Source organism: Tenacibaculum agarivorans, assembly GCF_001936575.1.
GTDB lineage: Bacteria > Bacteroidota > Bacteroidia > Flavobacteriales > Flavobacteriaceae > Polaribacter > Polaribacter agarivorans.
Window position 1 is genome coordinate 61,975 of the sequence record NZ_MSMP01000015.1, and the last position, 13,742, is coordinate 75,716.

Consider the following 13,742-nt stretch of genomic DNA (forward strand, 5'->3'; position numbering starts at 1 on the left):
ATTTTTTAATTTATTCTCTGAGATTCCAATTCAATAAATGATACATTTTTCTCTTATATTGATTAATTAAATTGGTAATTGTGGTTTCTTTAAAATGTATTGTGGAGTAATAAAATCTTATTTTCAATTCATTTGCGCTCTCCATAACAGTAATATTTAATACGTAATTAGATTCATTGTCCTTAGAATTTGTGAAACCAGTTGGTATATCTAATTGTTCGTAATATGAGGTTTCTGGAAAAATATTTTCGGTTTTTAAATAATGAAATAGTACAGTTGCTTTATGTTTCGGTAATGAAAGTTCATCAGTTGTATTTTTTGGAGTTGCATACTTTAAAATAAAATAGTCAAGCCCATTTTTAGGAACATCCAATACTGTTTGATTAATTTGTTGCATTAGCTGCTCTTCATTTATTTCCTTACTAAAGGATAGTCGTACTGGATAGGCCCCTGCAAAGAAACCAGTAGTTCTTTCGATTTCTACATTTGGGAAAAAAGATTCTCGTTGTTGACTCATTATATCTATTAAAAGATCATTTGACCCAAAAAAATCATAACACAAACTATATAATACGGAAACTAGAAAATTTGATGGCATTAACTGATGCTTTTGCATCGATTTTGAAAACTTTTCTATTTGTAAGCTACTATATAAAAGAACATTCTCTACAGCTTTCATTTCTCTATGTGTTGCTCTTGCTTTTGGATTGAAATCTGTTGGAATATCTCCTCCTTCTTTTAGTATTTCTTTCCAATAAGTATGCTCTGTTGCAAAAGTTTTATTTGCAATGTATTTTTGTATCGTTAATACCCAATCTTTATATGATATAGAGCTGGATAATTCTATTTGCTTAGCTTGTTCTTTATCAGTGTTAGAAACTAATAATTTAAAAAAGTCATTGATAAAAATTTGGAGTGATACTCCGTCGAATACCAGATGATGGAACAAGAAAAATATCACTGGCGCATTTGTATCCAAATAGTTATCAAAAACCAACACGTTAAATAATTTGTTTCCATCCAACAAATCAAATTTTGATTGTGCTTCTGCACATTTTTCACTTATGAACTGATTTTGATCTACTGGATCAATTAAAGCTAGGTTTTCATAATCACAAAAATTATTTAATGTGTGTTGATCATAATATTGCTTAAACTCACCATTCTCTTTAAGAAACCTTAATTGTAATGATTTATGAATATCAACAATTTTTGTAACCGCATTATTAATAACCTCTAAACTAACCTTATACTTAATCTTAGTTAAAAAAGGCACATTAAAGCGATTTCTATTGATTAATTTTCTGGTGACAAATCGCTGTTGTAAGGGCGATAAAGGAAAAATCTTATCTTCATTTTTAACACTAAGAGGCGTTAATTTATGATCGATTTCATCCTTATTCTGTCTATTTGAAACAAATAATACTAAATGTTCAATGGTTCTATATTTATAAATATCATTTACAGATACTACCTCTCCTCTTCTTTTTAATTCATTCGATAATTCTAATGCGTTTAATGAGTGACCGCCTAAATAAAAAAAATCATCTTTTTCAGAGATATTTTTCTGATCGAGTACTTTTTCCCATAGCTCAATGAATAATTGACTTTTTTGATTATCCTCAAAAGATCTATTGATTTCATTATTATCTAGAATAACATTATTAGAATCTGTTCTATCTTTTAAGTCTTTTATTGCAAGAAAGTTATAAACAGGTACCGATAATTCTACAGGAATACTGTTTGTATCACTTTTTGGGTTATTGGTAGTGTACATTAAAATTTCTCGTGATACTCGCAGCATTTTATCAATCATTTGTTCTTCAAAACAATCAGCATCATATACTACTTTTATTTGGAAACATTCATTTTCGACCGCACCTATAACCGTAATTGGATAATTCGTTTTTTCTATTTCCTCTATATTTTCAATTTGAATATCGCTAGTATTCTGTTGGTATTTCGCTATGACTTTATGATTTTCAAACACCAGAATATGATTGAATAAATGAGGCGTTTTTAATGCTGTCATTTTTAATAACTCATTTAAATCAACATAGCTATACTGGTTTATTTGCTGAAATGTTCTATGAATTGATTGAACTTGTTCTTGAATTGTATGTTGTACTGACCAATTTGTTACTACAGGTAAGGTATTAATGACCGGACCAACAATTCGGTCTATACCTTGAAAATCATGATTTCGTCCACTAACCGTTACACCAAAGACAATATGATCATTATTATGATGTAAATGAAGCATTTTTGCCCATGCAAAATGGAATAGTGAATTGAGTGTAACTTCATATTTTTTAGCCAGGCTTTTAATCTCTTCAGTCGCTTGTTTTGAAAATTTCAAAATATACTCTTGTTGATTTTCAATTGGTTTATCTGGACTTGGTTGATGATTGGTTTTAGTATATGGAAAAGGAGTAAAATCTTCTATATTGGCTAATTGTTCTTTCCAAAATTTTAAAGCTGGAACTTTACTTTGCGAATTTAGCCAACGTGTTAAATGATGAAATTGTAATGATTTTAATTGGTGAAAATTATTTCCAATATCAGCATTTTGAAAAGAGTTTACTAAATCATTTATAATATGATAAATACTCCATCCATCAATTAAAATATGGTGAATTGTCCATACCAGCGCATACGAATTATTATCTTGCTTTATAAGTAAAAAACGTAATGGAAACTCTTGACTAAGGTTAAATTTAGTTTTTCTGTCATTTGAGAGTATATGATCAATTTCTTCATCTATTATATCCTGATCTTTACCTATTAAAGAGACTTCATTCCAACTCATCATATCAGCATCTTCATAATACTCATATGAACATTGTAAAGGCTCTTTTAGACCTTCCCAAGCAAAAACAGTTCTAAAAATCTCATTCTCTTTAATTAATTGTTGTAATTTTCTTTGCAATTGTTCTTTTTGAAGATTTCCAGAGATTGTAATTTTAACTTGTACATAATATTGATCTGATTCTTTATTTTTTAAATAATGAAATAACATTCCTCGTTGTAAACCAGTTACTGGAGTAATCGATTTAATAGTTCCCCGTTTATTTAGTTTTTCAAATAGCCGATCGAATGTAAACTGATTCAAATGGCCTAATTCAAAATCCGAAGGTGTGTAACGAATCTCTTTTTTTGTACTACAATGCGTAATAATATTTTTCAAATTCGCTTTAAAATCAGCTGCAATTTTTTCTGCCATTTTTGTATTAAATTTATTGGTATCATAAGTTATTTCAAAGCGAAACTCTCCTTTCACAATAGAACAGTTAAACTCTAAAGAACTCCAACGTTGATTCTCTATTCCTACAATATCATGCCCACTCTTTTCATCAAATAAATTCCATTCTTTTGGTAAATCGTATTGCTCATCATCAAAAATTCCTAAATAATTAAACCAAGCTTCCGGATAAGTATCTTTTATACCGTTGTTAACCTCAGTATCATCATTCATATATTTGAGCGCTCCATAAGAAAGTCCCTTATCTGGAACATTACTCAGTTGTTCTTTAATTGCTATAATACTGGCCTCAATATCTTTATCTTCAGGTAGTGTAATCACCATTGGATAAGCAGATGTGAACCATCCAATTGTTCGAGAAACATCTACCTCTTCAATACATTTTTCTCGTCCATGACTTTCTAACATGAAAGTAACTTTATACTGTTGCATCCAGTTAGCTAAACTTTTTACATATGCTGTAAGGAGTAATGTTTCTATATTAGTGTTATAAACGTTAAAGCAATCTTTAGATAAAGCAATTGTTTCCTGCCTTGAAAGACAATCCTGAACAGAATTATACGAATATTTTGAAGTAATAACACATTGATCTTTTGGCAATTCAAACATTTCTACTTGTTCCGAAACCCTTTTCCAAAAAGGAAGTGCTTGCTGTGTTCTTTCATTTTGAGCATAGGCTTTTAACTGCTGGTACCAATATTGAAAGTTATCTGTTTTTGAAATTGTTTTTCCTTGATATAGCTGTATTAAGTCTTCTACTAGAATTCGCCAAGAAACACCATCAACAATTAAATGATGTAGAATAATAAGAATATAAAATTTATCATCATTCCCTTCAATAACAGCAACTTTGTATAGCTCATTTTTTTCTAGATTAATCTGTTGTTCTATTTCTTTTTTTATCTGATCAACTCCTCTATTTTCATTTGTTACCCCTTTTATACTATGAAAACTTAGAAACGTATCATCGACATCATTGTCATAATTTTGAACAAAGGCTCCGTTCTTTTTATAAAACTTAACTTTAAAAATATTGTGAGACTTTACAAGATTTAGAAATGCATTTTGTAATTTTTGAATGTCTATTGATCTTGCTGTTACTATTTGTGCTTGTTGAAAATAACTCGGATTGGAAAAATTTAAATTGAAAAACCATTTTTGAATAGGTGTCAACCTAATTTCTTCTGAAAGTGTAGTATCTTTTGATACTTTTTTTACATTTTCTTTAGCTATCAGAGCCAATTCTCCTATTGTAGGATAATTATAAATGTCGGAGGTTAAAAAATAGAGATTCAATTTTCTAGATTCAGCTACAAAATGTAGTGCAGAAATGGAATCTAGTCCTAAAGCAAAAAAATTATCGTCAATACCTATAAGTTGTTCTCCAAATATTTCTTTAAGAGCATACAATAGTTTTTCTTCTTTTGATCCATCTTTTTTAGGTATAAAATCCTTGGAAACACCAACCTCTATAGGATCAGGAAGTTTCTTTTTATCTAACTTACCATTTGATGTTAATGGTATTTCATCTATAAATACGATATGTCTTGGCAGCATATAATCTGCTACTTTTGTGGATAGAAAATCCTTAATTTCTTTCTTTTCTATTTGACCATTAATTAATACCCAAGCAACAATATACCCTAACTCTTTACGATCTTTTTTTATCCTAACAGCTGCAAACCTCACTTTAGGATGCGTCATTATATGATATGCTATTTCATCAAGTTCTATTCGATATCCTCTTAATTTTACCTGATTATCATTCCTACCTATAAATTCTATAATTCCATCTTGATTTATCCATCCTAAGTCACCTGTTCTGTAAATGATCTCATTTTCTCCAACAATGCCTTTTGCAAATACTTTTTCTGTCTTCTCCGGCATTTTATAATATCCTTTGGCAACACTCAAGCTTTTGACACAAATTTCTCCAATTTCTCCAGTGTTTACTGGATTTAATTCCTCATTCAAAATATAAATTGAACCATCATCAACAGGCATTCCAATTGGGATATTTTTTTGCGTTGAGGATATCTCATCTATTTTAAAGAAGGTACATAATACTGTACATTCAGTAGGTCCATATATATTTGTTAATCTTTTTGGGCCTAAATATTCCAATGCTTTTTTAGTATGAATTATTGAGGCTGTTTCTCCTCCAAAAAGGATTTGCTTTATGGGTTCTAATAGTTTTATATGCTGATCTACAATAGCGTTAAAGAAAGAAGTAGTAAAAAAAGCAATTGTTATTCCATATTCTTTGATATAATTGGTTAGCGATTCAAAATCAAATAATAGTTTTTGATTAATTAAAACCAGAGTAGCCCCATTCAATAAAGTTCCAAATATCTCAAAAGTAGATGCGTCAAATGCGTAATTTGCTAACTGTAAAAAACTATCTTCAGTAGTAATTGTAACAAAATTTGGATTAACTAAACGATTACTAATATTTTGATGTGTTATTAATACTCCTTTTGGAGTACCTGTAGAACCTGAAGTATAAATTAGTTGGGCTGTTTCCTGAGAATCATTTTCAAAATTAGGAGGATAATCGGAATACTCTTCTAAATTTTCATCTGTTATATGTAAATAATCACAAGGGAATTTTTTATTCGTATTGTTCTCTTCTATTTGTAATAAAAAAGCAGCTCCACTATTCTCCAACAAATACGTTATTCTATCTTCAGGATCTCCGGGATTTATTGCTACATAAGCAGCTCCAGCTTTTAAAACCCCAAAAATACTGGCAATCATAGTCGGATTCTTTTTACCTAAAATAGCTATGAAAATACCTTTCGATATTTTTTTGTTGTACTTCTTTGAAAAATTATGTTGTATATAATGGGCTATTTTATTTGCTTTAGCATTGAGTTCTGCATACGTCATTGTATAATTACCATAGCGAACTGCAACTTTACCAGGATTTTTATCTACATGTAAATTAAATAATTCTGGTAATGTTTTATGAATTGTTGCTTGCGTTATAACCTGATTCTCTTTTTTTTGATCAGCTATAGTTTCCATAATGGGAGAGTTTTTTGTTTTTAAGTATTATGCTTCTTTAAGCTTTATTACTTACTTCAACTTTTGATAAATAATTTTCAGGAAGTTTTGATAAATTTTCAGCAATAAACTGTGCTTGAAAAGGCAGAATTTGTCTATGATAACAATGAAGAGGAATTATTGTTATTTTATTTATATCTATTATATGTTCAAGATTATTATACCCCAGATTTTCTATTGGTATCATGTTATCAGTATTATCATCGCTCTCGGTATACAGTGCCTGAAAAAGTATGATTTCTGTTGTAAACAAACGATTACTTATAGGAGTTTGAGCTAACATATATTCTGCTTCTGAAGCACCTACTAATTTCTCGACGTAATCACTAAATTCTCCAGCAAACATTTTTGATATAAAATTATGAGTAGCTTCTTTATCAAAATCATTAATATTTGGAGATTGGTTTGGTAGAGGAATATAAGTATCCAGTAAGATAACTTGTATATCTGAATACCCTCTACTTTCTAAAATAACTGCTATTTCTAAAGCAATTGCCCCTCCTAAAGACCATCCTAATAAAATGATCGGGTTTTCAATCGGGTACTTTTTAATATATTCTTCTAAATAAAAATTTGCCAACTGATGCAAATCATTAATTCTAAATTCTCCATAAATATTGTGATTATCAATACCAATACAGTTATACTTGTCTTTTAACAATTTAGTTAGGCAATGATAAGCGTCTGTTCCTCCTAAAGCAGAATGTACAAATATCATATCAGATAAATTACTATTGTAAGCTTGCTCGTAAGGCTCAACTAATGACACGTGATTTTGGAAAGCATTCAATTTTGAATAGATAGCCGCTAAAACTCCAATTGTTTTATATCGAATAATATCACTTATCTGTACTTTAATCCCTAAGATTTTACTCATCTGACTTGATACTTGAATTGCAAGAATTGAATTCCCTCCAATACTAAAAAAGTCATCTTTAATACCTACCTTTTTGAGTCCTAAAACTCGCTCCCAAACTTTGCACAATTCTTTCTCTAATTGAGTTGTTGGAGCAACATAATTATCTATTGAACTAAATTTGGGGTCTGGTAATGATTTTTTATCTAACTTTCCATTAGGTGTTAATGGTATTTTATCTAACTCAATCCAAGTCCTAGGAATCATATAATCTGGTAATTTTTCCATTAATACCTCTTGAATCTTTTCCTTATCAATAACATTTTCTAAAACTACGTAAGCAACTAATCGTTTATTTCTATTTATATCTTCCTTAGCTATTACAAAACTATTCTTAATACCTTTGACTTCTGATAATACATTTTCTATTTCGCCTAGTTCAATACGATATCCTCGGATTTTTACTTGATTATCCCTTCTTCCTATAAATTCAATAGTTCCATCTGGTAACCAACGTGCTAAATCTCCTGTTTTGTAAATGATATCATTTGCTTTGAATGGGTTTACAACAAATTTTTCTGCGGTTAGTGCTTCTTTATTCAAATATCCTCTAGCGACTCCTTTACCTCCTATATATAATTCTCCTACTATACCTTCAGGAACTAAATTCATAGAGGCATCTGTAATATAGATTTGCGTATTTCCAATAGGAGTTCCAATAGTCATTGGTTGTGTAGTATCACTATTTTCAAAAGCTTTCATAGTTGCGGTAACCGTAGCTTCTGTTGGTCCGTATTCATTATAGAATAGGCAATCTTTACTCCAACGTAACATTAATTCTTCGCTACAAGGCTCTCCTCCTGACACTACTCTTTTCAGAGATGGCAGTTTTTCGTTAGTTGGTAATATGCTCAGTAAACTTGGAGTAGCGTGTAAATGTGTAACTCTTTCCTTATCTATTAACTCCAATACCTTATCTGCATCTATAATAGTTTCTCTGCTAAGTAATACTAATTTTGCTCCAGCTGATAATGTGATAAAAATTTGTTCTACTGAAGCATCAAATACAAAATTTGCTAATTGTAAAACACTATCATCTTTATCGATTCCAAATGCTTTGATTTGAGCAGTTACTAAATTCACCACATTTCTATGTTCTATAAGTACTCCTTTTGGTTTTCCTGTACTTCCTGAAGTATAGATAGTATATGCTAAATGATTTGGTGTTACTGTTTGACTTAATGTACCTGTAAAGAAATCAGTAATGGTATTCCAATCACTATCTAACGATACAACACTTAGTTCTTTTACATGTTCTAAAGCATAACTACTAACGGATGTACTTATTACTAAATGAATCCCTGCATCTTCTAAAATATAATCAATACGAGCCTGTGGGAATGTCGGATCTATTGGCACATAAGCACCTCCTGATTTTAGGATCCCTAAAATACCTACTATCATATCAAAGCCACGCTCTAAACAAATTCCTACTAACATATCCGGAACAACTCCTTGAACATGTAAATAATGTGCTAATTGATTTGATTTTTCGTCTAACTCTTTGTATGTAATCGACTCTCCTTCATAAATTAACGCTGTTTGTAAAGGATTTTTCTGAACTTGCTCTGAAAACAGTTCTACCAATGTTTTGTTTTCTGGTACTTCTTGGAATGTAGTATTGAAATTTGTTAGTAACTGCGTAGTTTCTCTCTCAGGTATGATGTTTAGACTAGCAATCGATACTTCTTTATCAGTTGCTACATTTTCTAGTAATGTTTCCAAGGTTATTATCATATATTCAATAATTCTCCTTGGTTCAATACTATGATGCACCTTAGTTGTTAATCCAAAATCAGCTCCATAATCATCCACACTCATTGTAAATGGATAATTTGTTCGTTCATAATCGCTAATAACTGTAACTCCTAAATCGATACTTTCTTCTTTTCCTTCAACTTCAGTTTCAACTGAAGAATGACGGAAGTTAAATAAAGCACTAAATAATGGCATATCATTAGGTACACTACTCCAATTTTGTATACTTGAAAGTGGTGTATGTTCATAAGGTAATAACTCCCTTAATGTATTGTCTACTTTTTTAATATACTCAGAAACACTTCCTTCTAATGTTATTAAAAATGGTAATGTATTGATAAAAAGGCCTAAGGAATCCGACGCTCCAGATGCACCTTGTAAACGTCCTGAAAATAGAGATCCAAAAATAGCATAGTTTGAACCTATATTACTACATTTAGCTATTAAAATTCCATAAGCTGCATGGAAGAAAACGGCCGGACTAATACCTAATTCTAAACAAACTTTTCGAATTTCATTGCTTAGATCTTCTGGTAAAACCATCTGCAACTCTTTAATATCAGAAATATTATCTCTTACATCTGCTAAACCAAAAGGATACGTTGGTTCGTCAGTAGTTCCTAATAGTTTTTTAAAGTGTGATTTACTATCATTAACTGATAATTGGTGTAAGATATGACCGATGAAATTTCTATATAAAACTGGTTTTGGAAGGTTGGCACTATTACCTAATAAATATTGTTCAATCTCTGAAATCACTTTTTTCATTCCAATATTATCCAGTACCAAATGATGTTGATTCAGTAATACGTAATACCTTCCTTTCTTTAGATCATTAGCTAATTTAACTTGTAATAATGGTGCTTTGGAAATATCCATCCATAAATTATCTGTAGTTTTTAATAATTCCAATTCTGTTAGTATACCTTTAGAAGTATCAATATTTAGATATTCTAAAGACAATTTTGCTTCTCTAAGTACTACTTGGACTGCATGAGGTAAACCTTCACTTATAAAACATGTACGCAATACATCATGACGATTAACTATAAATTGTAAGGCTTCAATAAAAAAAGTACATTTTTCTTTACTTGGAAACGATAATAAGCTTTGTGATACATAAGGATCTCCTTCGTTTTTATTACTCATTAAATAGTGAAAATACATTCCTTCTTGTAAAGGAGATAGAGGATATATATCTTGAATATTTGAAACCCCTCCTTCAATATGAGCTACAACTCTATCAATATCTTCTTGATTAAAATCTAATAAAGGAACCATTGCTGGACTAATATGAGTAACACCTTCTGTGATACCATTTTCTGGAACTTGATAGATTGATGAAGATGAAACCAAACATTCTACCATACCTGCAATAGTGGGGTTTAAGAAAATATCTTTTACCGCAATATGTAAATCATTTTTCCGTAGAAAGGAAATTAGCTGCACAATTAATAAACTGTGACCTCCTAATTCAAAGAAATTATCATGAATACCTACTCTTTCTATTCCTAATAAATTTTGCCAAATTGTAGCTAAAGTCGATTCTACATGATTACGAGGAGCTACATAAGCTTCCGTTGATAATGATGAAATATCTGGTTCTGGCAATAATTTCTTATCTAGCTTCCCATTTGCTGTTAAAGGCATCTCTTCTAACTCAACCCATAAAGTAGGAACCATATACTCTGGTAAACTCTTATTTAATTTGGTTTGAATAGCTTCTTTATCAAATACGCCTTCTACAACTACATATCCTACCAGTTCCTTATTACCTCTAATATCTGGTCTAGCTAATACACAACAATTTTCAATTGATTCTATTTCAAACAGCACCTTCTCTATTTCTCCTAATTCAATACGATATCCACGAATTTTAACCTGACTATCTCCCCTTCCTATAAAATCCAAGTTTCCACATGGTAACCAGCGTGCTAAATCACCTGTGCGATATAGTAATGTATCTTTTTCAAATGGATGTACTATAAACTTCTCTTGCGTAAGTGCTTCCATATTCAGATACTCTTTTGCTAATCCTAATCCACCAATGTGTAATTCTCCTATACTACCTATTGGTATTAAGTTTTGAGTCTCATCTAATACATAGAAACTCGTATTATGCAATGGTTTTCCAATAGGAACTGTGGATACTTCTGATAAAAGTGATACATCTTCAACTTCATAATAGGAACTATCAATGGTAGCTTCAGTAACTCCATAACTATTAATTAATCTTATGCTTTTACCAAATCGTTCATATAAACGTTTGTAATCGTGTATATGGAAGATATCTGACCCTAGAATAACTTGTTTAAGACATGAAACATCTAAGCCGTTCTCATAAATATAATCCAGTAATGGAACTCCTAGAGACGGTGTTGTTTCAAAAATCGTTATTTGATGTTTTGTTATTAAATTGTATAATGCAACGATATCTAACCGCAAATGTGAAGGGCAAATAACCATCTGTCCGCCAAACAATAAAGATTTACAAAAATCTCCTACAAAAACATCAAAAGCAAAACTTGCTAACTGTAGTAAACGTGTATTAGAATCCACTTCAAATGATGCTTCCCAACTTAAGGCAATATTCAATACACTTATGTGTTTTACAACTACTCCTTTTGGCTTTCCTGTAGTTCCTGAAGTATACATAACATAAGCTATATCTTCTGGATGAATTGTAATACTTAACTTTTTTATAGCTTCTTTTTCTATTTCTCCTATTACTCTATCTAGTGCTATTTTTTGAATATTTCTATTAGTAACTAATAACTCATTAGCTGTATTATCAGTAATCAAAAGATGCAAACCTGAATCTTCTACAATGTAAGTTATACGATCTAATGGATAGTTGTTATCAATCGGAACATAAGCTTTGCCTAGCTTTAAAACAGCTAAAACACTTACTATTAAATCAGTATTTCTAGAAACACAAATTCCTATTAAATTGTTTTCTATTTGATAGTTTCGATTAATGTAATGTGCTAATTGATTAGAGCGATCATGTAAATCTTGATAAGTAATTGAAGTATCTTCATAAACTATTGCTATATTATTGGGATACTGTACGACTTGATTTTCAAAAAGATCTAAAATTGTTTTATTCTGCGGTAATTTTAAAATATTTGAGTTAAAACCTGATAATAGTTGATACTTTTCCTTCTCAGACATAATTGAAATGTCTTTTACTGGTTTTGTCAACCCTCCATCAAATTGTCTTAAAATGAATAATAATCTTTCTGTTAATATTTCTATTTCTTCTATTTCAAAATACTCTTGGAGAAAGTCTACATTTAAAATTAGTGACGAGTCTTCTCCATAATCACACCAACGAAAAGATAAAGGATCTTCTAAATCTACAATTGTAGATAAATGTTTTATTGCTAAATGTAGACCTGAAGATAATGATTTAGGAAAAGGAAAGGGTTCGTAATTGACAACAATATCAAAAACTTGCTGTCTATTTTTCGACAATAATTTTAGAGACCTATTTAAATGAGATATAGGATATTGCCGATGTCTATAATCATTACGTTGTACTTTCTTAATTTCCGTAATTAAATCCGATAAAAGATCATCTGGTTTATATTCTCCCTTAAAAGGGAGAACACTTGAAAACATACCCAATACAGAACGTTCTTCTCTACTTATTCTATTATGAATAGGAACTCCAAAACTAAAAACCTTTTTACCCGTTGTTTTTCCAAAATAAAGCAATAAAGCCGCTATAGTAAATTGAGATAGATTAGCTTTCGTTTCTTCTGTTAAACGGCTAAATAAAGTTTTGTCAGATTTAGAGATGTGTATTGAAAATCGATGACCTCCAATATTACTTACTTTTCTGTTTCTATTAATTACTGAATCTGGAATACTGGTAAACTTCTCCTGCCAATAATATGCATCTTTAGTATATTGTTTTGACTTTAAATAATCATTATTCTTTTGAATTATATTGAAATATGAAGGATATCTCTTGGTTACTAACTTATCAAACTTATGTAACCTTCTATCGTATTCCTCTATAACATAACTGGCAATTAAAGCAAATCCATATCCATCATAAATTAAATGGTGATTATAACAGTACCACCAATGTACATCCTCTGCTATCTTTATAAGAGAATAATTGTATAGCTTTTCTTGGTTTAAATCAAATACAGTATCTATAGCAACTTGCATCCATTCTTTTGCTCTACGTTCTGGATACTGTTCGTTTGAAAAATCAATCTCATTTAAATAAACTTCCTTACAATCCGATATATAAAATAAAGGTTCAGCCCCAGTAAAATCATATCGAAAATTATAAGTATCAAAAACTGAAGATAAACTGGCAACAATACTTTTAAAGAGTGCTGTATCTAAAGTCCCCGTAAGAATAGCATATCCTCCTATATTGTATATTGGACTTTGAGGATTCATTAATTGCCCATAGTAAACTTCTTGTTGTGCTAAATGTAGCTTCTTTTTTGAATTCATGTTATTTAATAGGTAAACTTGAAAACTAAACACTTAAATACTAGTTCTCAATTCAATAAATAGGTGGTTATTTTGTAGTTTCTTTTATTATTCTTTTTCTTCAACAACCATTATAAGAATAACATTAAATATCTCATTATGAGTAGACTTTAAAACATTATTATTCTATAATAGAGATGAGTTTTTGTTTTACTGTTAAATAAGATCTAAAGCTTTATCTTTTTCTTTTCAGCTTTAGATAAACAACTGCAGTTATTAAGT

Annotated in this window: 2 protein-coding genes; both read right to left on the minus strand. The window is 30.2% G+C overall.

Annotated features, from left to right (window positions below; genetic code table 11):
- Positions 1-10: 10 nt before the first annotated feature.
- Positions 11-6,289, minus strand: coding sequence for a non-ribosomal peptide synthetase (locus BVC87_RS12940; protein ID WP_075342808.1), 6,279 nt, complete (start codon positions 6,287-6,289; stop codon positions 11-13).
- 37 nt (positions 6,290-6,326) lie between these two features.
- Positions 6,327-13,481, minus strand: a complete 7,155-nt coding sequence (locus BVC87_RS12945; RefSeq protein WP_075342809.1) for a non-ribosomal peptide synthetase — start codon at positions 13,479-13,481, stop codon at positions 6,327-6,329.
- Positions 13,482-13,742 lie beyond the last annotated feature (261 nt).

What these genes read in the sequence shown, in the direction of transcription:
- BVC87_RS12945 (WP_075342809.1), bottom strand. Translation starts at nt 13,481, where the DNA reads ATGAATTCAAAAAAGAAGCTACATTTAGCACAACAAGAAGTTTACTAT.
- BVC87_RS12940 (WP_075342808.1), bottom strand. Translation starts at nt 6,289, where the DNA reads ATGGAAACTATAGCTGATCAAAAAAAAGAGAATCAGGTTATAACGCAA.